Below are 22,297 nucleotides of genomic sequence, written 5' to 3' on the forward strand. Positions count from 1 at the left end.
CGCCTGCTCGGCGTGGCCGGCGAAGAGGGCGAGGAGGGCGCGGCCGGTCATGCCGGCGGCGCCGCGGGCGGCGGCGATCCGCGCGAAGCGCAGATGCGGCAATACACCACCAATCTGGAAGCTGTGCGTGAAATGGTGAAATCTGATCCGCGCATGGCCGCTCAGATCATCAAGGAATGGATAAGCGCCGATGAGTGAGAACGGAGTGCGCAAGAGCGCGGTGTTGCTGTTCAGCTTGGGGCAGGCGGAGGCCGTCGAGGTGTTCAAATACCTCGGCCCCAAGGAAGTGCAGAAGATTTCGCTGGCGATGGCGGCGATCAATAATCTGAGCTACGAGCAGATTGACGAAGTGGTCAGCGAATTCAAGGGCGAGTGCGCGGCGCGCGCCAGCATCGGCGCGTCCGACGAATACCTGCGCAATGTGCTGATCGAGGCGTTGGGGCCGGACAAGGCGGCCAACCTGCTGGACAAGATCATGCAGGGCAACGATCACAGCGGTATCGAAAGCCTGAAGTGGATGGACCCGTCCTCCGCCGCCGACCTGATCCGCAACGAGCATCCGCAGATCATCGCCACCATCCTGGTGCATCTGGAGCCGGACCTGTCCAGCTCCATCCTGGCCTATTTCCCCGAGCGGATGCGCAATGAGGTGTTGATCCGCACCGCCACGCTGGAGGGGGTGCAGCCGCAGGCGCTGCGCGAATTGAACGATGTGCTGACTCAGCTCTTGTCCGGCTCCGACCGCATCAAGAAGAGCGCGGCCGGCGGCATTGGCCTGACCGCGGAAATCCTCAACTTCATGGGTTCCAATGTCGAGGCCGCCGCGCTCAACTACATCCGCGAATATGATCCGGAATTGGCGCAGCGGATTCAGGACAAGATGTTCGTGTTCGAGAATATTCTGGAAATCGACGACCGTTCGATTCAGACCATTCTGCGCGAAGTGCAGTCCGATTCGCTGGTCATCGCCCTCAAGGGCACCAGCGCCGAGCTCAAGGACAAGATCTTCCGCAATATGTCGCAGCGCGCGGCGGAAATGCTGCGCGACGACCTGGAGTCCAAGGGGCCGGTCAAGCTGTCCGAGGTGGAGGCCGAGCAGAAGGAAATCCTCAAGGTGGTGCGCAAGCTCGCCGACGATGGCCAGATCGTGCTAGGCAGCAAGGGTGGTGATGAAGGTCTCGTCGAGTAATCCCATCATTCCCGGCGAAGAGCTGGAGGGCTGGAGCAGTTGGAGTCCCAACGCGCTGGACGGCCTGACCCAGAAGCTGACACCGGTGCAATTGATGGAGCTGGCGCAGCAGCGCCGGCGCCAGCGCGAGCAGGAACAGGGCGAGGCCGTTGTGGTGCCGGAAGCGGTTGCGGCCGAGCCGGAAGCGGCGGCCGAGCCGGAGGCGGAGCTGGAAGCGCGCGCGGTCAGCGGTTATCCCACCGCGGCCGAATTGGAAGCCATTCATCAAGAAGCCTGGCAATCCGGGCATGAGGTCGGTGAGGAAGCCGGTCGCGCCGCGGGATTTGAGGAAGGCTTGGCCGCCGGCCGCGATCAGGGTCTGGCCGAGGTGCGCGCCGAGCAGGAGGCGCGTTTCGCCGCCGCCTGGCAGCCCTTGCAGCAATTGAGCGAGAGCTTGACGCGGCAGATCGACCGTTTCGAGTCCGAACTGTCCCAGGACTGGCTGGCGCTGGCGCTGGAGTTGGCCGAGCAACTAAGCCATGGCCTGGCGCGGCAAAACCCCTTGCTAATCCAGGAGTTGCTGCGCGAGGCGCTGGAAGATCTACCGGCCACGCTGACTCAGGCGCGGCTGCGTCTGAACCCGGCGGACCTGGAGGTGGCGCGAGCCTTCCTGGCTCAGGAAACGCCGGAAACGCAATGGCAGTGGATAGAGGACCCCGAGGTGGAGCGCGGTGGCTGCGTGATCGATACCGCCGCGCTGCGCCTGGATTTGACCATGCGCACTCGTGTCGCGGCGCTGCGCAAGGCCTTGGGCATGGACCATGAGCCAGGATCTGATTGAGCGCCAGCGTGGCTGGCTGCGCGATTGCGCGGACAGCGCGCGCGCCGCCAAGCTGTGGCAGCCTTGCGGCAAGCTGGTGCGCGTCACCGGCATGGTGATGGAGGCGGTGGGGCTCAAACTGCCAGTAGGCAGCGCCTGTCAGGTGGCCTTGGCCGATCAGCGCCTGGTTGAGGCCGAGGTGGTGGGCTTCTCCGGCGACAAAGTGTTCCTGATGCCGTTGAGCAATGTGCATGGCTTGCTGCCGGGCACTCCGGTGATGCCGCTATCGCTGGAGCAGCCGCCGCAGTTCGGCCGCAGCGTGGCCCAGGCCGGCACATTCGGCGCCAGCGGCCGCCAGGTGCCGGTGGGCCTCAGTCTGTTGGGCCGGGTGCTGGACTCGCTGGGCCGGCCGCTGGACGGCAAGGGCGCCATCCATCCCGATGCCTGGTTTCCCTTGCACAGTCAGCCGATGAACCCGCTGGATCGCTCGCCGGTGCGCGATGTGCTGGATGTCGGCGTGCGCGCGATCAATGGCCTGCTAACGGTGGGGCGCGGGCAGCGCCTGGGCCTGTTCGCCGGCTCCGGCGTCGGCAAGTCGGTGCTGCTGGGCATGATGGCGCGCTTTACCAAGGCCGATGTGGTGGTGGTGGGCTTGATCGGCGAGCGTGGTCGCGAGGTCAAGGACTTCATCGAAAACATTCTCGGCGAAGAGGGCATCGCCCGCTCGGTGGTGGTGGCCGCTCCGGCGGACATGCCGCCGCTGATGCGCTTGCACGGTGCCGCCTATGCCACGGCCTTGGCCGAGTATTTCCGTGCCCAGGGCTTGGATGTGCTGCTGCTGATGGACTCGGTGACCCGCTACGCGATGGCGCAGCGCGAGATCGCGCTGGCCATCGGCGAGCCGCCGGTGACCAAGGGCTATCCGCCGTCGGTGTTCGCGCGTCTGCCGCAATTGATCGAACGCGCAGGCAATGCCGCCGAGGGTGGCGGTTCCATCACCGGCTTCTATACGGTGCTGTCGGAGGGTGACGATCAGCAAGATCCCATCGCCGACTCGGCGCGCGCGATTCTGGATGGTCACTTCGTGTTGTCGCGCGAGCTGGCCGAATCCGGCCATTATCCGGCGATAGACATCGAACAATCGATCAGCCGGGTGATGGTGGATGTGGTGCCATCGTCGCAGATGAGCCTGGCCCGGCAATTCAAGCAGCTGTATTCGCGTTATCAGCGCAACCGCGACCTGATCAGCGTCGGCGCCTATGTGCCGGGTTCGGACCCGGTGCTGGACGAGGCGATGCGGCGTCAACTGCCGATGGTCGGCTTCCTGACCCAGCCCATGCACGAGTCGCAGGACTATTCCGCCAGCTGCGAGCAGTTGCAGACCGTGTTGTCCTGAGGCTGAGCCATGGCGGAAAGCAAATACCTATTACTGATTCGCCTGGCCGAGGATCGGCAGAAAGCGGCTGGTGAGCGCATGAGGCTGGCGCAGAACCGTCTGGCCGACGCCCGCTCGCGTCAGGAGCAGTTGGACGCGTTTCGCGGCGAATACCGGCAGCGGCTGAGCAGCCGCGGCGCGCAGGGCATCAGCGCATTGCAGTACCAGGATTTTCAACGTTTCCTCGCCCGTTTGGACGAGGCCATGGTGCAGCAGCAGGGCGAGGTGGAGCGTTGCACCCAGCGCTTCTTGCTGGAGCGCCAGGCCTGGCAGCAGGAATACAAGAAACTGAAGGCTTATGAAAAGCTGCTGCAGCGCGAGCAGGAGCGCGCCGCCGTGCGCGAGGCGCGGCTGCAGCAGAAAGCCAGCGATGAATTCGCTACCCGGCGTTTTTGGGACAATAATCATGGCGAAGAATAAGGGCTCTTGCTTGGCACGTTAGTTGCTTTAACGTCTGCGTCTTACCTTGTAGAGAGTCGGCCATGACGACACCTGTTAACACTGCGGCGGCCAGCCTGGCCAGCAGCAAAGCCAATATGCCGGGAGGCAATTTGGCCACTGCCGGCGACACCGGCGGCGGTGACCTGTTCGCCAGCCTGCTGGGCGTGCAGATGAGCGCCCTGGGCAGTTCCTTCCTGCCGGGCGCCAAGAGCGATGTCTTGGCGGATGCCGGCGCGGACAAGGACAAGCCGGCCAAGAACGAGGATGGCCAGGACGCGCTGTCCCCGTTGCCGGGCATGCCGCTGATGGCGGCCGCGCAGCCGGTCCAGCAGATGGTCGCCCTTCCGCGCAATAACGATGCGCTCAGTGGCGCCAAGCTGGCGGACGTGAAGCCGGATCTCGGCGCGGTGCTGCCCGCCGCGGTCAAGATTCGCGATCTGTCGCTGCCGGGTCAGCAAAATTTGCCGGAAGACGGCAAGGTGGTGCCGCAGTTTTTGCCGCTGCAGCCGCAGGAATCGCTGATGGCCAAGCCAACGGCGCCGACGCCCACCTTTACCGTGCAACAGCCGATAACCGATCCCAATTGGGCCAAGGCGATGAGCGAGCAGGTGATCAATATGGTCAGCCTCAAGGCCGACAAGGCGCAGATTCAGCTGAATCCGCCGCAGTTGGGGCCGATCGAGGTGACCTTGAAAATGAACGGCAACGACCAGGCCCAGGTGTTGTTCGCCGCGGCGGTGCCGGCCACGCGCGAGGCGCTGGAAAACAATATGCACCGCTTGTCGTCCATGCTGGCGGCGGGGGGCATCCAGCTGACCGACGCGCAGGTGTCCAGCGGTCAGTCCGGTCAGCAGCAGCAGGCGTTCCAGCGCGGGCAATCGCAGCGTCAAGGCGAGAGCGAGGAGCCCGAAGCCATGGATGCATTGAGCAGCATCAAGGCCGCTCGGGGCATCCTCAGCATTTTCGCCTGACCATTTGTGATAATCTCCCCTGTTCAATTGGCGGTTAAAATTAGAAAATATAGTGAAGAAATCGTTTAAGATTTCACTATGAACACCCCAGTGAACAGGGCAGATATATGGCAGAAGATAAAAAAGCGGAAAAAGCAGAGAAAAAAGCAGGGGGCGGCGGCAAATTGATGCTGATCGTCATCGTGTTGCTGGTGCTGGTGTTGGCCGCCGTAGGGGGCTTGGCTGCTTATATGTTCACCAATATGAATAAACCGGCCGCGGCCGGCGAACATGCTGAGCAAACCAAGGAAAAACCCAAGAAGAAAAAAGAAGGTCCGCCGATTTTTGAAAAATTGGATACCTTCGTGGTGAATCTGGCCGGCAATGACGGTTCCTTGCTGCAGGTGGACATGCAGGCGGAACTGGCCGACGAGGAAGCCAAGAAGAAATTTACCGATTACGCGCCCAAGATCCGCAGCGCGCTGATCCTGCTGCTGTCGTCCAAGTCCGCGGTGGAACTGGCCACGCCGGACGGCAAGGTTCGGTTGAAGGCGCAGGTCAAGCAGATCATCAATGAGTCGATGGACGCCGGCGAAGAACAGCCGGTGGAAAGCGTGCTCTTCACTTCCTTCATCATCCAGAAGCAATAAGCGTCATGGGCGACGATATTCTTTCCCAGGAAGAGGTGGACGCCCTATTAAGGGGCGTCTCCGGGGAGGACGAGGATGATGCCGGCGGCGGCGACGCCCAAGGCGTCCGCGGCTATGACATCGGTCGGCAGGAGCGCATCGTGCGCGGCCGGATGCCGACGCTGGAAATCATCAACGAGCGTTTCGCGCGCAATCTGCGCATAGGCTTGTTCAACTTCATCCGCCGCAACGCCGAAATTTCGGTCGGTCCGGTACGGGTGCAAAAGTACAGCGAGTTCATCCGCAACCTGGTGGTGCCGACCAACCTGAATCTGGTGCACGTCAAGCCCTTGCGCGGCACTGGTCTGCTGATCTTCGATCCGGACCTGGTGTTCCTGATCGTCGACAATCTGTTCGGCAGCGACGGGCGTTACCATGTACGGGTGGAAGGTCGTGACTTCACGCCCACCGAGCAGCGCATCATCCGCCGCTTGCTGGACGTGGTGTTCACCGAATGCCAGAAAGCCTGGGAGCCGGTGCATCCGATCGAGTTCGTCTACCTGCGCTCGGAGATGAACACCCAGTTCGCCAATATCGCCACGCCCACCGAAGTGGTGGTGGCGATGACCTTCCACATCGAGCTGGGCGCCGGCGGCGGCGATTTCCACATCTGTTTGCCGTACTCCATGGTGGAACCGATCCGCGACGTGCTGTCCAGCACCATGCAGGCGGACCGCACCGAGGTGGATAACCGCTGGGTCAACCTGATGACGCACCAGGTGCAGGCGGCGGAGGTGGAGCTGGTGGCGACGCTGGCGCAGACCAAGGTGACCTTGGGACAGATTTTGAATTTGAAGAATGGCGACGTGGTGATGCTGGACATTCCCGAACGGGTGGAGGCCGATGTGTCGGGCATCCCGGTGTTCGAGGCCAGTTACGGCACCGTGCAGGGGCGCTATGCGCTGAAGGTGGAGCAGGTGCTGGCCGGCGCGAATGATTTTCACGAGCCTCTGGGGGATAAAGAGCAATGAGCGAAGAAGAATTGCAAGCGGCGCAGATGGAGGCCGAAGCCGCCGCCGCGGCCGCTGCAGCCACAAGCGCGGGAGGTGGCGAGGAAGAAGTGTCCATGGACGACTGGGCGGCGGCGATGGCCGAGCAGGAGGTGGAGGAGTCCGCCCCCGAACCGGTGCCGGCGCAGAATCTGTTCCAGGAACTGGGCGCGAGCACTTCCGGCGCCGGCGTGCCGCAGAATCTGGACATGATTCTGGACATTCCGGTACAGCTGACCGTGGAGCTGGGCCGCACCAAGATCGCCATCCGCAACCTGCTGCAATTGGCGCAGGGTTCGGTGGTGGAACTGGACGGCATGGCCGGCGAGCCGATGGACGTGCTGGTCAACGGCTGTCTGATCGCCCAGGGCGAGGTGGTGGTGGTCAACGACAAGTTCGGTATCCGCCTGACCGATATCATTACCCCAGCCGAACGCATTCGCCGCTTGCAGAAATGACGAGACCAGCCATGTTTGCGATGACGCGCCGTGCAGTGCAGGGCGCTTTTTATTTGGTGTCCGGAGTGGCCGCCGCCGCTACCGCTGCGCCGCCGCCGGCGGCCGCGCCGTCGCCGTTCATGAGCTTGTTGCAGGTCTTGTTCGGTCTGGCGGTGGTGCTGGGCGCCATCGTCGGCCTGGCCTGGCTGTTCAAGCGCGTGTCCGGCGGCATGCTGGGCGCGTCCAACCGCCTGAAGGTGGTGAGCGGCACCATGGTGGGGCCCAAGGAGCGGGTGGTGATCGTGGAGCTGGAGGGCGAGTGGCTGGTGTTGGGCGTGACGCCGCAGCAAGTCAATCTGCTGAGCAAGCTGCCACGGCCGGAAGGCGCGGAGCAGGAAGCCGCTCCGGCGGCGGAGCCGTTCGCGCGCTGGCTGAAGGCGGCGATGGAAAAAGGCCGCAACGGCAAGGCGGGGCGGCAATGAAGCGTGCAGTGCATTATGGCGGCGTGGTCTTGCTGGCGCTGCCGCTGATCGCGGACGCGGCCGGCGGCCTGCCGATGATGAGCAGTACGCCTGCGGCCGGCGGCGGGCAGAATTACTCGCTCAGTCTGCAGATGCTGCTGTTCATGACCGGGCTGACCTTCATCCCGGCGATGATGCTGATGATGACCGCCTTTACCCGCATCATCATCGTGATGTCGCTGTTGCGCCAAGCGATGGGCACCATGCAGTCCCCGCCCAACCAGGTGATAGTCGGTTTGTCGCTGTTCCTGACCCTGTTCGTGATGGGGCCTACCTTCGATCAGGTGTACACCAAGGCCTGGGTGCCGTTCTCCGACGACAAGATTAGCTTTCAGCAGGCGCTGGATGAGGCCAGCCAGCCGATGAAGGCCTTCATGCTGCGTCAGACTCGGGAGAAGGATCTGGCCTTCTTCATCGAGATTTCCCAGTCGGAAAAACCGCAGACCAAGGCCGATGTGTCGATGAAGACCCTGGTGCCGGCCTATGTGATCAGCGAGCTGAAAACCGCGTTCCAGATCGGCTTCATGGTGTTCATCCCCTTCCTGATCATCGATCTGGTGGTGGCCAGCATCCTGATGGCGATGGGCATGATGATGGTGTCGCCGGTGACGATTTCACTGCCGTTCAAGCTGATGCTGTTCGTGCTGGTGGACGGCTGGACCTTGTTGATGGGGTCGCTGGTGCAGAGCTTCTATACTGGCTGAGGGCGGGTGTATGTTATTGCAGCCATTGCGCGCCGCCGATTTGCCCGACTGCCACGCGGTGTTTCTCGACAGCGTTTGGGCATTGGCCGGCGCCTTGTATAGCGAGCGGCAATGCGAGGCCTGGGCGCCGCGAGGACCATGGACGGCTGAGTTGGCGCAAGGCTGGGAGGCTCGCCTGGCGCGCTCCTGGGGCTGCCGCTGGCTGGCGGACGACGGTCGCTTGGCGGGGTTCGCCTGGCTATGCCATGACGGCGAATTCGACATGCTGTTTGTCGCGCCCTGGGCGCAGCGCCGCGGCGGCGCCAGCCGGATGCTGGCGGAACTGGAGGCTCAGGCGGCCGCGGCCGGGGTGGTCGCGCTGCATGCGTGGGCCAGCGCGGCGTCCCGCCCGGTGTTCGAGCGGGCCGGCTATCGGGTGTTGCGGCCCAATCGCGTGCTCCGCCAAGGGGTGACGCTGGATAATGACTTGTTGAGCAAAGGCGGTTGGCAAGAGCCGGCGGCTGTGGGCGATCGGGAGGGGAAATGAGTCCGGAGCTGATCATCAATATCGTGCAGAACGCACTGTACATCCTGATCATCGTCGCGGCGCCGGTGCTGCTGGTGTCGCTGCTGGTGGGCCTGTTGGTCAGCGTGCTGCAGGCGGCGACGCAGATCAACGAAATGACGCTGACCTTCATTCCCAAGTTGCTGGCGATGTTCCTGGTGCTGGTGCTGGCCGGGCCGTGGATGCTGAACACGCTGATCGAGTACACCACGCGGCTGTTCCAGAGCATTCCGCACGTGATCGGCTGATGCTGAGCATTTCCGATGCGCAGATCAATGCGCTGGTGGCCATGTTCGTCTGGCCGTTCGCGCGCATCATCGGCCTGCTGCTGGCGGAGCCGGTGTTCGCCTATCGCGGCGTGCCGCGCCGCTTCAAGGCTGGTTTCGCGCTGATTCTGACCGTGATGCTGGCGCCCTTGCTGCCGCCGCTGCCGGCGGTGCCGCTGGTGTCGGCCGAGGGCATCGCCATCTTGCTGCAGCAGTTGTTGATCGGCTTGGCGATGGGCTTTGTCATGCGCATTGTGATTTCCTCGGTGGAGGTGGCGGGCTTCATCATGGGCTCGCAAACCGGTCTGGGTTTCGCGATGTTCTTCGATCCGATGCACTCGGCCCAGGTGCCGGTGGTGTCGCAGCTGCTGACCCTGTTCACCTTTCTGCTGTTCCTGTCCTTCGACGGCCACCAAGTGGTGCTGTCCACGCTGGTGGAAAGCTATCGGGTGCTGCCGATAGGCATGAACATGCCGGCCCAGGGCATCAAGGCGCTGGTGCTGTGGGGCAGTCATCTGATCGAGTGGGGCATCTGGTTGTCGCTGCCGGTGATCGCGGCGCTGCTGATCACCAACCTGGCCATCGGGGTGATGACGCGCGCCGCGCCGCAGTTCAACATCTTTACTTTCGGCTTTCCGCTGACGCTGATGATAGGCTTCATCAGCATCTATCTGACCTTGCCGATGATGGTGCCGGTGCTGGAGCAGATGTACCGCGCCGGCTTCGAGATGATGCTGGCGATGCTCAAGGCCAAGTGAGCGGCCGCCCCTCCTGTCCAGATTCAAGTTCTGCTAAAATAAGCGCCAATTTTGACTGAAAGGTCCGTCGTGGACCGGACAACAGACAGAGGCAACTATGGCAGGTCACAGTAAATGGGCTAACATCCAGCACCGCAAGGGTCGTCAGGATGCCAAACGTGGCAAGATCTTCACCCGCTTGATCAAGGAAATCACCGTTGCAGCCAAGATGGGCGGCGGCGATCCGAATATGAACCCGCGCCTGCGCCTGGCGGTGGACAAGGCCAAGGCCGAGTCCATGCCCAAGGACAATATCGAGAACGCGATCAAGCGCGGCACCGGCCAGCTCGACGGCGTCGATTACGTGGAGTGCCGCTACGAAGGCTATGGCATCGGCGGCGCGGCGGTGATGGTGGACTGTCTGACCGACAACAAGACCCGCACCGTGGCCGATGTGCGTCACGCCTTCTCCAAGTATGGCGGCAATATGGGCACCGACGGCTGCGTGGCCTTCCAGTTCAGCCATTGCGGCTACCTGGTGTTCGCGCCGGGCGTGGATGAGGATGCCTTGATGGAGGCCGCGCTGGAAAGCGGCGCCGAGGACGTGGTCGTCAACGACGATGGCTCGATGGAAGTGATCACCGGCCCCTACGAATTCACCGACGTCAAGGAGGCGCTGGAAGCCAAGGGCTTCAAGGCCGAGATGGGCGAGGTGACGATGAAGCCGCAGAATGAAACCGAACTGGCCGGCGACGACGCCGCGCGCATGCAGAAGCTGCTGGACGCGCTGGAAGACCTGGACGATGTGCAGGATGTGTACACCTCGGCGGTGCTGGAAGATTGATTTAAATCCACCGTGATACCCCGACCGCCATCATTGGCCGGTTTCGAAAAAGCTCCCCTAGGGGAGCTTTTTTTACGTCTGGAGTTTGGCGTGTAGTGACGGCGCTACATTGAAGCCGGCGCGGCGTCAAGCGGCGATTGCCCGGCTGGAGGCAACTGTTGCATTTGTCGGACAGCCGCGGCTTGGTGCTTCCGGCCTGCTCGTCGCTCTGTTATAAAGCGTGGGCTGATTACGTTTTAGCAACTGGCGCCGGTGCATTCGCATGCCGACGCCGCTGAATGACGACGAGGAAACTATGACCCGGGTCCTGGTGGTGGGCAGTATCAATATGGATCTGGTGGTGGAAGCGGAACGCTATCCACGGCTGGGTGAAACCTTGTTTGGCGAGCGCTTTGCGTCCTATCCGGGCGGCAAGGGCGCCAACCAGGCGGTGGCCGCCGCGCGCCTGGGCGCGCAGGTGAGTTTGTTGGGCTGCGTGGGCCGCGATATGTTCGGCTCCCAGCTCAAGGACGCGTTGCGGGCCGAGGGCGTGGACATCAGCCGCTTGCGCGAGGCGGATGTGGCCACCGGTTTGGCGACGATTACCCTGGCCGAGGGCGACAACGCCATCGTGGTGGTGCCCGGCGCCAACCATCAGTTGCTGCCGCAGCACCTGGACCAGGATGAACAGGCTTTCCGCGACGCCGACGTGGTGCTGGCGCAAATGGAAGTGCCGCTGGCCACGGTGGAGCGCGCGGCCGAGCTGGCCGAGCGCCACGGCAAGCCTTTCCTGCTCAACCCGGCGCCGGCCCGCAGCCTGCCGCCGGAATTGCTGGCGCGGACGGCCTTGCTGACGCCGAACGAACATGAGTTGGCCTTGGCGCTGGATGCCGATGGCGGCGATTGGCAGGCGCTGCTGCGTCGGCTGCCGGGACGGGTGGCGATGACGCGAGGCAAGGACGGCGCCTATTTCTGCCGCGCCGACGGCGGCCTGCATCACCAGCCCGGCTTCACGGTGTCCGTGGTGGACAGCACCGGCGCCGGCGACACGTTCAATGGCGCGTTGGCGGCGTTCTGGCCGCAAGGCATCGAGGCGGCGATGGCGCTGGCCTGCGCCGCCGCGGCGCTGTCGGTGACGTGTTCCGGCGCGCAGAGTGGCATGCCGACGCTGGCGGCCTTGCAAGACATGATGAAGGAGCAGGCATGAAACGGCTGGGGCATTTGAACCGCGATATCGCGCGGGTATTGGCCGGCATGGGGCATACCGACAGCCTGGTGATCGCCGATTGCGGCTTGCCGATCCCGCCCGGGGTCGAGTGCATAGACTTGAGCCTGCGCCTGGGCGTGCCGGAATTTCCCGCGGTGCTGGACTCCATCCTGGCGGACTTCAAGGCCGAGCGCGCGCTGTTCGCCGTCGAGTGCCAGCAGCACAGTCCGGCGGTGGAAGTGCTGGCCAATGATATGGCGGCGCACGGCGTGGTGGTGGAATACGCGCCGCACGAGGAATTCAAGCGGCGTTGCCGCGAGGCCAAGGCGGTGATCCGTACCGGCGAATGCACGCCATACGCCAATGTGATTCTGTACTCCGGCGTGATCTTCTGAAGGGGCGGGCGATGAAGGTAAGCATGCGTGGCATCTGCAAGGCCTTTGGCCCGGTCAAGGTGTTGGAGGCGGTGGATTTCTCGGTGCGGGGCGGCGAAGTGCACGCGCTGATGGGCGAGAACGGCGCCGGCAAATCCACCTTGATGAAAATTCTGTCCGGCGTCTACCAGGCCGATGCCGGCGAGATCCGCATCAACGACCAGGTGGTGACGATACGCTCCACCCGCGACGCCGAGGCCCATGGCATCGCCATCATCCACCAGGAACTGAACCTGATTCCGCAGTTGTCGGTGATGGAGAACCTGTTTCTTGGCCGCGAGCGCGAACACAGCCGCTGCGGCGTGATCAATCGCGCCAGCATGCGGCGCGAAGCCAGCCAGATCCTGCAGCAGCTGGGTGCTGGCCAGATCGATCCCGAGCAGGAGGCCGGTCAGCTGTCCATAGGCCGGCAGCAGATGGTGGAGATCGCCAAGGCCCTGTCCTTGAACGCCAAGCTGCTGATCATGGACGAGCCGACCGCGGCGCTGACCGAGCGCGAGATCGAAGCCTTGTTCGCCTTCATGGAACAGCTCAAACAGCGTGGGGTGGCGATTGTCTATGTGTCGCACCGGATGGAGGAGATCTTCCGCGTCTGCGACAAGATCAGCATCTTGCGTGACGGCTGCTTTGTCGGCGAGCGCCAGATCGCCGCCACCGATTTCGACGAAGTGGTGCGGTTGATGGTGGGGCGAGAGATCGGCGACCGCTTTCCCAAGCGCGATGTCGCGCCGGGCGCGGTGCGGCTGCAGGTGGAGGCGCTGGCCGACGATGGCCGTATCGAAGGGATCGCGTTCGACGCGCGCGCCGGCGAAGTGCTGGGCGTGGCCGGCTTGATGGGCGCCGGTCGCAGCGAAATCCTCAATGTGTTGTTCGGCGTCAAGCCGCGTCGGCGCGGCAGCGTGAGGCTGGATGGCGTGGAATTGAACATACGTCAGCCCGGCGACGCCATCGCCGCCGGCATCGCCTACGTGACCGAAGACCGCAAGAGCCAGGGCCTGGTGCTGGGCATGTCGCTGCGCGAAAACGCCAGCCTGGTGCATCTGCGCCGCCATGCGCGGCTGGGGGTGATCAACGGCCGCTCCGAGCGCGAAGAAGCCGGGAGGCTGATCGAACAGCTGCGCATCCGCACCCGCGACGCGGAACTGGACGTCAAATCCTTGTCCGGTGGCAATCAGCAAAAGGTGGTGTTCGCCAAATGGCTGGCGGAGTCGCCCAAAGTGCTGTTGCTGGACGAGCCGACGCGCGGTGTCGACGTCGGCGGCAAGGCGGAGATCTACCACATCATCAATCAGCTGGCCGCGGCCGGCGTGGCCATCGTCATGGTGTCGTCCGAGCTGCCGGAAGTGATGGCGATGAGCGACCGCATCCTGGTGATACACGAAGGCCGCCAGGCCGGCTTGTTCGATGCCTGCGCGGTCAGCCAGGAAGACATCATGGCCGCGGCGGCCGGCGCGGCCGCGCATTGAATATTCAACGCCTCTAGGGCGCAAGCAAGGGAAACGGTAAGCAAGATGACCCCGCAACACAAAGCAACGCTGCAAAAACTCGGGCCCTTCATCGCCCTGCTGGTGATTTGCGCCGGCCTGTCGGCGCTGAGCGCCGATTTTCTGACCATGGGCAATCTGCTCAATGTGATGCGCCAGGTGTCGATCAACGCCTTGATCGCCTTCGGCATGACCCTGGTCATCCTGCTGGGCGGCATCGATCTGTCGGTGGGCTCCATCCTGGCGCTGTCGTCGGTGTTGACCGCGATGCTGCTGCAGGCCGGCGTCGATCCGCTGCTGGCCACGCTGCTGGGCATCCTGTCCGGCGCGCTGATGGGCTGCTGCAACGGCCTGGTGATCAGCAAGGGCAAGGTGGCGCCCTTCATCGCCACACTGGCGTCGATGACCATTCTGCGCGGCTTGTCGCTGGTGGCGTCCAACGGCAGCCCGATCACCGGTTTCGGCAGCGATATGTTCTCCATGCTGGGCGGCGGCTATGTGGCCGGCGTGGTGCCGGTGCCGGTGGTGTGGATGCTGCTGCTGTTCGCCGGCCTCTGGTTCGTGCTGAAGAAAACCATTTTCGGCCGCCATGTCTACGCCACCGGCGGCAACGAGGAGTCCGCGCGTCTGTCCGGCGTCAAGGTGGACCGGGTCAAGATCTGGGTCTACACCCTGTCCGGCGCGCTGTCGGCGATGGCCGGCGTGGTGCTGACCTCGCGCCTGAATTCGGCGCAGCCCACCGCCGGCGCCGGCTACGAGCTGGATGCCATCGCCGCGGTGGTGCTGGGCGGCACCAGCCTGACCGGCGGCCGCGGCTGGATCTTCGGCACCCTGATCGGCGCCTTGCTGATCGGCGTGTTGAACAACGGCCTCAATCTGCTGGGCGTGTCCTCGTTCTACCAGCAGGTGATCAAGGGCGTGGTGATTTTGTTGGCGGTGCTGCTGGACCGCAGCGGCAAGAAGTGAGGGCGGGCCCGCAGCCGGCGGGCTCGCCAAGCGACCATTACACAAGGGGAGTTCCGATATGCAACGCTTAATCAAGCCTTTGGTTTTCAGTGTCATCGCGGCCAGTCTGATCGCCTGCACCAAGCAAGGGCCGGCCGATGCCGCCGCGGGCGCCAGTGCGCCGGCAGCGGCTTCCGGCCAGCCGGTGGTGGGCCTGGCGGTGTCCACGCTGAACAACCCATTCTTCGTGTCGCTGCGCAAGGGCGCCGAGGACGAGGCGGCCAAGGAGGGCGTGCGCCTGATCACCGTGGACGCGCAGGATGATTCCGCCAAGCAGCAGGCCAGCGTGGAGGATCTGATCCAGAAAAAGGTGAGCGTGATCCTGATCAATCCCACCGACTCCTCCGCCGTCGCCAATGTGGTGAAGGAAGCGCTGAGCAAGGGCATCAAGGTGGTATCGCTGGACCGCAGCGTCAACGGCGCCGAGGTCAGCGCCCATATTGCCTCGGATAATGTAGCCGGCGGCAAGATGGCGGCCGAGTTCCTGCTGGCCAAGCTGGGCGGCAAGGGCCGCCTGGTTGAGCTGGAGGGCATTCCCGGTTCTTCCGCCGCCCGCGAGCGCGGCCAGGGCTTCCACGCGGTGACCGACGGCAAGGCCGAGGTCAAGGTGGTGGCCAAGCAGCCGGCCGATTTCGACCGCGCCAAGGGTTTGTCGGTGATGGAGAACATCCTGCAGGGCAATAAGGACGTGCAGGGCGTGTTCGCTCACAACGACGAGATGGCGCTGGGCGCCTTGAAGGCGATCCAGGCCGCCGGCCTGAAGAATGTGGCGGTGGTGGGCTTCGACGCCACCGCCGACGCGGTGGCCTCGGTCAAGGCCGGAGGCCTGGCCGCCACCGTGCAGCAGCAGCCGGAGCTGATTGGCCAATACGGTGTGCAAACCGCCAAGAAGCTGATCGATGGCCAGCAAGTGGAGAAGTTCATTCCGGTGCCGCTGAACCTGGTCAAGCAGTAAGCCCGAGCGGCCGCCATCGCGCTGGCGACGGCGGCCCGCTTGAGGTAAGGTGGCCAGCAATCGGCGGCCCCGTCCCGCGCTTGCGCAGGCCGGGGCTGTTTTGCAATCGAGTTTCGAGCGGCAGGCATCGCGCCGCCGCATGAGGAATAGGCTGTCGATGAGCGGCTACAAGCGTTTGACCATAGACGACATCGCCGAACTGGCCGGCGTGTCGCGCACCACCGCCAGCATGGTGCTCAACGGCCATGCCGAGCGCTACCGCATCTCCCAGGCCACGGTGGAGCGGGTGGAAAAGGTAGCGCGCGAGCAGCATTTCAATCCGTCGCAGTCGGCGCGCTCGCTGCGCTCGCGGCGCAGCAACTCGGTGGGGCTGGTGATTCCGGACCTGACCAACTCCGCGCATGCGGCGCTGGCCCAGGCGATGGAAGAATTGTGCCGCCAGCGAGATTACCAGATGCTGCTGGTGACCAGCGACGAAGATCCGCGGCGCGAGGCCGAGGTGATGGCCCACCTGGTGGCGCGGCAGGTGGACGCGATGATCGTGGTGCCGTGCTCGCACGAGGCCAAGTCCTACCAGAAATGGGTGCGGCGGCTGCCGCTGGTGTTCGTCGACCGTCGCGTGGACGGCAGCGGCATTCCTTCGGTGGTCACCGACGGCTGTGCCAGCGTGGAGCGGCTGGTGGGCGACGCGCTGGAGCAGGGTGTGTCCGAAGTGGTGTTTTTCGGCGGTCAGCCGGAGTTGTCGCCCAGCCGCGACCGCCTGCTGGGCTATCGTCGCGCGCTGGCGAGCCGCGGCGTGGCCGAGGGGAGCGACTGGGTTTGCCACCGCGACTACCTGCGCCGCTCCGGCTTCGAACTGATGCAGCAATGGCAGCAGCAGCGCCAGCGGCTGCCGCAGGCCTTGTTCACCGCCTCGGTGTCGCTGTTGGAGGGCGCGCTGGCCTTCATCAACCAGCACTGCGGGCTGGGCAATACGCCGCTGCGGCTGCTGACTTTCGACGATCATTCCCTGCTGGACTGCCTGCCGGTGCGCGTCGACGCCATCGTGCAGGACAGCCGCGAGATGGCGGCGCGCAGTCTGGAGCTGGCCTTGGGTCTGTTGGAGGGGCGGCGGCCGGACGAGAGCGACGCCTTGGTGGCGGCCAGCCTGCACCGGCGCTGGCCGGCTTAGGGTTTGCTGCCGCTTCGCCAGCCGGCGTACAATAGCCGTTTTACGTTTTCGAGCCAGAGTCACCATGATCCGTACCCGTTTCGCTCCCAGCCCCACCGGTTATCTGCATATCGGCGGCGTGCGCACCGCGCTGTTTTCCTGGGCCTATGCCCGCAAGAACAATGGCGTGTTCGTGCTCCGCATCGAGGACACCGACCTGGAGCGTTCGACGCCGGAATCGGTGAAAGCGATTCTGGATGGCATGCATTGGGTGGGCCTGGACTATGACGAAGGTCCGTTCTACCAGACTCACCGTTTCGACCGTTACAAGGATGTGATCCAGCAACTGCTGGATTCCGGCCATGCCTATCTGTGCTATTGCAGCAAGGACGAGCTGGAAACGATGCGCGCGGAGCAGGAAGCGCGCGGCGAGAAGCCGCGCTACGATCGCCGCTGGCGCCCGGAAGCCGGCAAGACCCTGCCGGCTATCCCCGCCGACGTGACCCCGGTGGTGCGCTTCAAGACCCCGCTGGACGGCGTGGTGGCCTGGGACGACGCGGTCAAGGGCCGCATCGAGATCGCCAATCAGGAACTGGACGACCTGATCATCGCCCGCCCGGACGGTAGCCCGACCTATAACTTCTGCGTGGTGGTGGACGACTGGGACATGCAGATCACCCATGTGATCCGCGGTGATGACCACGTCAACAACACCCCGCGCCAGATCAATATCCTGAAGGCGCTGAACGCGCCGCTGCCGGTGTATGGCCACCTGCCGATGATCCTCAACGAGGACGGCCAGAAGATGTCCAAGCGCCGCGATGCGGTCAGCGTGGTGGACTATGCCGACAAGGGCATCCTGCCGGAGGCGCTGCTCAACTACCTGGCGCGTCTGGGCTGGGGCCACGGCGACGATGAATTCTTCAGCATGGAGCAGTTCGTCGAGTGGTTCAGCCTGGAAGCGGTGAGCGCGTCCGCCAGCCGTTTCAACCATGAAAAATTCATGTGGTTGAACGCCCAGCACATCAAGAGCGCCGACAACGGCCGCCTAGCCGAATTGATCGCGCCGCGCCTGGCCGCCGCCGGCGTGGCGCTGGCCGGCGGGCCCGCCATCGAAGACGTGATCGCCCTGGTCAAGGAAAGGGTGCAGGACCTGAACGCGCTGGCGCTGGAAGTGGACTACTTCTACCGCAAGCGCGAGCCGCTTGCCGCCGATGTGGACAAGCATTTGTCCGGCGACGCCGTCGCGCGCATGGGCCGTTTCGCCGACAAATTGGCGGCGCTTGACGTGTGGTCGGCGGAAGCCATCCACGAACTGTTCAAGCCCTTCTGCGCGGAAGAGGGCATCAAGATGGGCCAGTTGGGCATGCCACTGCGCGTGTTGGTGTGCGGCACCACCCAGACGCCGTCGGTGGACGCGGTGCTGGCCGTGATCGGCAAGGATGAGGTGTTGCGCCGCCTGCGCGGCTGAGCGCTGCCTCGACCCGCATCGTTTGATGAACAAACCGCCCCGCGGCTAAGGCCGCGGGGCGGTTTGCGTTGGCGGCGTGTTCAGGCGAGCACCATGCCTGCGGCGTGCTCGTTATTGCTGTCGGGCACGTACTGCGTCATATAGTGGTCCAGTAGCAGGCGCATATAGCGATGGCTCTGGCAGATGGCGTGGCGCAACTCGGCCACCTGATGCGCGGTGGGGTCCACGCCCACCAAGGTAACGATGATGTCCAGCGCCTCCCATGGATGCTCGTCGTCGTAATGGGCGTGCAGCGCCAGCCACTTCATCGCCTTGGCGCGCTTCTCCTTGGGGAATTGCCGCGCGTAATCCTCCTTGGCGCAGACGGCGGAGCACCATTCGCCGGTGGCGCCCTCAATCGCGTAATTGGTGGCCGCCATCGCCACCTCCAGCGATTCGCGGTCGCAGACCTGATGGCACCAATGGCTGAGCGTCAGCGTTTCCAGCGCCTGGCCGTCGTGCAGCAGGCTATGGCTGTCCACGCCGCAGGCGGCGGCCCAGTGCACCCAGTGGTCGGCGTGGTTCTGCTCTACCCGGATATTGCGGATCAGATAGCGCCGCGCCATATCGTGGCCGCGGTGCTTGCCGTAGCGCACCTTCAGCAAATTCCTGGCCATGTATTGCGGGAACTGTTCTATCACCGGCCAGCCGCCGCGCAGAAAGGCCTGGTGGATGGAGGTGGGCAGCATGCCGTCGCGCATTTTCAGGAATAGTTCATGCTCCACCACGCGGCGCTTGTGCTCGTCGCAATGAGCGACCAGCTCCCGTGTCCATTCCGGATAGCTGCGGATGTCCATCAGCGGCCCGTTCCTGGTAAAACCGGTTTCTTTGTTCATTATTTCCCCTTTCCTTGAAGCAGTGGCCGGACTCGCCCGGTCAGACGCCGCGGCCAGGCCGGCCGCCGTGATCCGGCCCTTGCCCTGGCCGGTAAGCTATTGCTGCCGCACGCGGCCGGGGCTGGCGGCGTGGCGGAAGCCGAATGGTTCCGGTTGGCTCAGGTGGAAGCCCTGGGCGTAGTCGACGCCCAGCTTGCGCAGCTCGACCACGATGTCGGGCTTGTCGACGAATTCGGCGATGGTGCGCTTGCCGGTCACATGGCCGATGTGATTGATCATTTCCACCATGGCGTGGTCTATCGGGTCGGAAGCCATTTCGCGAACGAAGCTGCCGTCTATCTTCAGAAAATCCACCGGCAGGTGCTTCAGGTAGGCGAAGGAGGACATGCCGGTGCCGAAATCGTCCAGCGAGAACAGGCAGCCGATCTGGCGCAGCTCGTGGATCAGCCGCTGGGCGGCCTCCAGATTGGCGATGGCATTGGTCTCGGTGATTTCGAAGCAAATGATTTCCGGCGGCACGCCGCTGCGGAGGAATTGCTGCTGCACGAAGGCAAGGAAGCCGTCGTCGCACAAGGTTGAGCCGGACAGATTGATCGCGCAGTGCTGGATGTCCAGATTGCCGGCGCGGCACAGTTGCGCCAGTTCCTGGAACACTTTTTCCACCACGACGCGGTCGATCTCTGTCATCAGGCCATAGCGTTCCGCGATGGGCACGAACAGCCCAGGTGGTATCTGGCTGCCATCGTCGCCGTTCAGCCGCAGCAGCACTTCGATATAGCGGCCGTTGTCCGCGGTGGCGGACAAGGGGATGATGTCCTGCGCGTAGAGGGTGAAGCGGTTGTCGCGCAGCGCCTGGCGCAGCCGCTGCACCCAGTCCAGTTCGTGGAAGCGCGCCGAGACCTCGGAATTGTGCGGGATGTGCAGCTGGATGCGGTTGCGCCCCTTTTCCTTGGCCATATAGCAGGCGATGTCGGCGGAGCGCATCACCTCGGCCAGCGAGGTGTCGGCGTCGGACACGCAAACCAGGCCGATGCTGGCGCTGATCGAGAAATGGTTGCCTTCCCACTGGAAGCGGCACTCGACGATGGCCTGGCGCAGGCTGTTGGCCTTGGCGATGGCGGCCTCCACCGAGCTATTGCCGAGCAGCACGCCGAATTCGTCGCCGCCCAGCCGCGCCAGGGTGTCCGAGGCGCGCAGCCGGCGCGACACCGCGCGGCTGATCTGGCACAGCAGCTCGTCGCCGGCGGCGTGGCCATAGGTGTCGTTGATCAGCTTGAATTGGTCCAGATCGATGAACATCAGCGCCAGCGAGGCCTCGGCCTGGTCCAACTGCTTGATCGCCTTGTTGGCGCGGGCTTCGAATTCGCGGCGGTTGACCAGGCCGGTCAATGCGTCGTGGCTGGCCTGCCAAGACAGCTCGTTGATGTATTGCTGTTCCGAGGTGTTGTCGTGCAGCACCAGCGCGATGCCGTATTGCTCGCCCTGGCTGTCGCGTATCGGCGCCGCCACCAGGCTGAGCAGCAGCGGGATCGCGTTGTGGCGCAGCATGTGCAGCTTGGGGTAAGTGCGGCTGGGCTCGCTCAGGCCGCTGAGTTCGGCGAAACTTAGCAGGCTTTCCGGTTCCGGACCCTGCGTGACCAGATTGAACACTTCATCGAAGTGCCGGCCCAGGCCTTCCACCTCCAAATGGCCCAGCATGTGCTTGGCGCTGTGGTTCAGATAGACCACCACGCCGCGCATATTCAGGGTGATCACCGCGTCGCCTATCGATTGCAGCGTGATTTCGGCGCGTTGCTGCTCGGCCTGCAGCGCGGCCTTGTAATTGTCCGAGGCCTGGATCAGCCGTCGGATCTGGCGGATGGTCAGCAGCACCAGCAACAGGCCCACCAGCAGATTGACGCTCCACACCGCTTGGCTCACTTCGCGCGAGGCGTCGCCCAGCACCCGGGAGAAGGCCTGGGCCGGCGCCTTGACCGCCTCGTTGATCTGGGCGATCTGCAAGGTGAGGGCGCTCTTGTCCGCCGCGCTCAGCGAACCATCGGCATGACCCTGGCGCAGTTGCTCGCCCAGGGTCTGGATCTCCTGCAGATAGTAGTCGCCTATTCGCCAATAGTGGATGGCCTCCGCCAGATAGCTGACATGGCGGAACCACAGATAGGCGCGGATGATGTTTTCAATGTCGTCGGGATGGTTGCCGCCGTTGAGGAAGCCTTGGCGCGCGGCGTCGAGATTGGGGGGCGAGCGGTCCAGCGCCAGCCGTGCCTGATGATCGCCCAATTGGATGGCGATTGCCTGCTGGTAGCGTTGGAAGTCATGGTCGGCGCCGGTCTGGGCGTAGCGGGTCAGATAGTAGATCGAATCCTTCTGCGCTTTCGACCACAAGCCTTCACCCGCCACATAGGCGCGGGCGGTGGAAACCACATACAGGCTGAATGCGCTCAGCGCCACCTGCATGATGACAATCAGCAGGAAAGGCAGTACGACAAAGAGCAGCTGTCGATTAGCGGTATTCGGCCTCATGGCGGTTCCGGCTGGTGAATAGAGTAAGACGCGGCTACAAGCCCAAGCGGGGTGTTGGCAGTTCCTCCGCTGCGGCCGGCGCGCGAATCCTGCGATGGACCCGCGCCGGCGGCCGATGGGCGCTGCCGGCAGGCGCTCAGCTGTATGGCGTTTTTATCATCCCATTGGAAATTGTTCAATGTTTTTGATAACTATATCGATTGTTTATTGGAGATGGCTTGGCTTGATAATAGATGAATAGCCTAATTTTCATGGACTTGCCGTTGGCGTGAGCGTTCGCTGCCGCGGCGGACCTCGCGTTTTTCCCGCCGCTTTGGCGTTTGCCTTGGACATGGTGGATAAGCGAAAATAATCCCATTGTTTTAGCGCCGGAAAGGCAATGCCAATGCCGAATGATTTGGCAATGCGTTACTACCTGCTGGGCGAACGCGCCGCGGTGCTGGAAAGCCCGCCGCCGGCGAGCCTGGATTGCCAACGCCGCATCTGGTGGCTGGCGCAGACGCTGGCGGAAGAGGCCGGCCTGATCGAGGTGGTGCCGGGCATGAATAATCTGACCGTGGTTTTCGATCCCGATGCTGGCGCCGACGTCGGCGCTGGTTGGCTTGAGCGGCTGCGCCGCGAATGGGCGCGCGCGCGGCGGGCGACGCCGCAGCCGCGCCAGGTGACGGTGCC

Annotated in this window: 24 protein-coding genes and 1 pseudogene; 23 read left to right on the forward strand and 2 right to left on the reverse strand. The window is 63.9% G+C overall.

What is annotated here, in order from left to right; genetic code table 11:
• The 22 genes and pseudogenes from LQT98_RS21555 to gltX form a co-directional block, all read left to right on the forward strand.
• Positions 1-198, forward strand: a pseudogene (locus LQT98_RS21555) (flagellar basal-body MS-ring/collar protein FliF); the annotation flags it as partial.
• Positions 191-1,189 (forward strand): flagellar motor switch protein FliG, encoded by a 999-nt coding sequence (gene fliG, locus LQT98_RS21560; protein WP_231465096.1) that lies wholly within the window; start codon positions 191-193, stop codon positions 1,187-1,189. The pseudogene LQT98_RS21555 and the gene fliG, both read left to right, overlap by 8 nt.
• Positions 1,170-2,009: a FliH/SctL family protein gene (locus tag LQT98_RS21565; RefSeq protein WP_231465098.1), complete on the forward strand. Its 840-nt coding sequence runs from the start codon at positions 1,170-1,172 to the stop codon at positions 2,007-2,009. The genes fliG and LQT98_RS21565 overlap by 20 nt, the downstream gene beginning before the upstream one ends.
• Complete coding sequence (fliI, locus tag LQT98_RS21570; RefSeq protein ID WP_231465100.1) at positions 1,990-3,384, forward strand: flagellar protein export ATPase FliI; 1,395 nt, start codon at positions 1,990-1,992, stop codon at positions 3,382-3,384. Before LQT98_RS21565 ends, fliI begins: the two co-directional genes overlap by 20 nt.
• 9 nt (positions 3,385-3,393) lie before the next feature.
• Positions 3,394-3,843: a flagellar export protein FliJ gene (gene fliJ / locus LQT98_RS21575; RefSeq protein ID WP_231465102.1), complete on the forward strand. Its 450-nt coding sequence runs from the start codon at positions 3,394-3,396 to the stop codon at positions 3,841-3,843.
• A 62-nt stretch (positions 3,844-3,905) separates the two neighbouring features.
• Positions 3,906-4,835, forward strand: coding sequence for a flagellar hook-length control protein FliK (locus LQT98_RS21580; protein ID WP_231465104.1), 930 nt, complete (start codon positions 3,906-3,908; stop codon positions 4,833-4,835).
• A gap of 107 nt (positions 4,836-4,942) precedes the next feature.
• The gene (locus LQT98_RS21585) at positions 4,943-5,464 is read left to right on the forward strand and encodes a flagellar basal body-associated FliL family protein (RefSeq protein ID WP_048410216.1); all 522 of its coding nucleotides are present in this window, start codon (positions 4,943-4,945) and stop codon (positions 5,462-5,464) included.
• Positions 5,465-5,469: 5 nt separating this feature from the next.
• Complete coding sequence (gene fliM, locus LQT98_RS21590) at positions 5,470-6,474, forward strand: flagellar motor switch protein FliM (protein ID WP_048410217.1); 1,005 nt, start codon at positions 5,470-5,472, stop codon at positions 6,472-6,474.
• A 95-nt stretch (positions 6,475-6,569) separates the two neighbouring features.
• Positions 6,570-6,950: a flagellar motor switch protein FliN gene (gene fliN / locus LQT98_RS21595; protein ID WP_197081472.1), complete on the forward strand. Its 381-nt coding sequence runs from the start codon at positions 6,570-6,572 to the stop codon at positions 6,948-6,950.
• A gap of 11 nt (positions 6,951-6,961) precedes the next feature.
• The gene (fliO, locus tag LQT98_RS21600; RefSeq protein ID WP_231465106.1) at positions 6,962-7,411 is read left to right on the forward strand and encodes a flagellar biosynthetic protein FliO; all 450 of its coding nucleotides are present in this window, start codon (positions 6,962-6,964) and stop codon (positions 7,409-7,411) included.
• On the forward strand, positions 7,408-8,154 hold the full coding sequence (gene fliP, locus LQT98_RS21605) for a flagellar type III secretion system pore protein FliP (RefSeq protein ID WP_048410218.1): 747 nt from the start codon (positions 7,408-7,410) through the stop codon (positions 8,152-8,154). Before fliO ends, fliP begins: the two co-directional genes overlap by 4 nt.
• A 10-nt stretch (positions 8,155-8,164) precedes the next feature.
• On the forward strand, positions 8,165-8,680 hold the full coding sequence (locus tag LQT98_RS21610) for a GNAT family N-acetyltransferase (protein ID WP_231465108.1): 516 nt from the start codon (positions 8,165-8,167) through the stop codon (positions 8,678-8,680).
• Entirely contained in the window at positions 8,677-8,946 is a 270-nt protein-coding gene (gene fliQ / locus LQT98_RS21615; protein ID WP_019099986.1) for a flagellar biosynthesis protein FliQ, read from the forward strand. The genes LQT98_RS21610 and fliQ overlap by 4 nt, the downstream gene beginning before the upstream one ends.
• Positions 8,946-9,722: a flagellar biosynthetic protein FliR gene (gene fliR / locus LQT98_RS21620; RefSeq protein ID WP_048410220.1), complete on the forward strand. Its 777-nt coding sequence runs from the start codon at positions 8,946-8,948 to the stop codon at positions 9,720-9,722. The genes fliQ and fliR overlap by 1 nt, the downstream gene beginning before the upstream one ends.
• A 97-nt stretch (positions 9,723-9,819) precedes the next feature.
• Positions 9,820-10,545: a YebC/PmpR family DNA-binding transcriptional regulator gene (locus LQT98_RS21625; RefSeq protein WP_048410221.1), complete on the forward strand. Its 726-nt coding sequence runs from the start codon at positions 9,820-9,822 to the stop codon at positions 10,543-10,545.
• 262 nt (positions 10,546-10,807) lie between these two features.
• A complete protein-coding gene (locus tag LQT98_RS21630; protein ID WP_231465110.1) occupies positions 10,808-11,731 on the forward strand; it encodes a ribokinase in 924 nt (307 codons plus the stop codon).
• Positions 11,728-12,126 (forward strand): D-ribose pyranase, encoded by a 399-nt coding sequence (gene rbsD, locus LQT98_RS21635; protein WP_048410222.1) that lies wholly within the window; start codon positions 11,728-11,730, stop codon positions 12,124-12,126. The genes LQT98_RS21630 and rbsD overlap by 4 nt, the downstream gene beginning before the upstream one ends.
• An 11-nt stretch (positions 12,127-12,137) precedes the next feature.
• Positions 12,138-13,631, forward strand: a complete 1,494-nt coding sequence (locus LQT98_RS21640) for a sugar ABC transporter ATP-binding protein (protein ID WP_231465112.1) — start codon at positions 12,138-12,140, stop codon at positions 13,629-13,631.
• Between the two features lie 45 nt (positions 13,632-13,676).
• Positions 13,677-14,615, forward strand: coding sequence for an ABC transporter permease (locus LQT98_RS21645; protein ID WP_231465114.1), 939 nt, complete (start codon positions 13,677-13,679; stop codon positions 14,613-14,615).
• A gap of 58 nt (positions 14,616-14,673) precedes the next feature.
• Complete coding sequence (gene rbsB, locus LQT98_RS21650; RefSeq protein WP_048410225.1) at positions 14,674-15,609, forward strand: ribose ABC transporter substrate-binding protein RbsB; 936 nt, start codon at positions 14,674-14,676, stop codon at positions 15,607-15,609.
• 157 nt (positions 15,610-15,766) lie between these two features.
• On the forward strand, positions 15,767-16,780 hold the full coding sequence (locus LQT98_RS21655; protein WP_231465116.1) for a LacI family DNA-binding transcriptional regulator: 1,014 nt from the start codon (positions 15,767-15,769) through the stop codon (positions 16,778-16,780).
• Positions 16,781-16,844: 64 nt separating this feature from the next.
• Positions 16,845-18,230: a glutamate--tRNA ligase gene (gltX, locus tag LQT98_RS21660; protein WP_231465118.1), complete on the forward strand. Its 1,386-nt coding sequence runs from the start codon at positions 16,845-16,847 to the stop codon at positions 18,228-18,230.
• Between the two features lie 80 nt (positions 18,231-18,310).
• Here the strand turns inward: gltX and LQT98_RS21665 are convergent, their stop codons facing one another.
• Both LQT98_RS21665 and LQT98_RS21670 read right to left on the reverse strand, forming a co-directional pair.
• Positions 18,311-19,105, reverse strand: a complete 795-nt coding sequence (locus LQT98_RS21665; protein WP_048410228.1) for a TenA family transcriptional regulator — start codon at positions 19,103-19,105, stop codon at positions 18,311-18,313.
• A gap of 96 nt (positions 19,106-19,201) precedes the next feature.
• Complete coding sequence (locus LQT98_RS21670) at positions 19,202-21,625, reverse strand: putative bifunctional diguanylate cyclase/phosphodiesterase (protein ID WP_231465121.1); 2,424 nt, start codon at positions 21,623-21,625, stop codon at positions 19,202-19,204.
• 385 nt (positions 21,626-22,010) lie between these two features.
• Between LQT98_RS21670 and LQT98_RS21675 the strand changes: the two genes are divergently transcribed.
• On the forward strand, positions 22,011-22,297 hold a 287-nt coding region (locus tag LQT98_RS21675; RefSeq protein ID WP_231465122.1), incomplete at its 3' end, for a carboxyltransferase domain-containing protein.

Source organism: Chromobacterium aquaticum, assembly GCF_021129195.1.
Lineage (GTDB): Bacteria > Pseudomonadota > Gammaproteobacteria > Burkholderiales > Chromobacteriaceae > Chromobacterium > Chromobacterium aquaticum.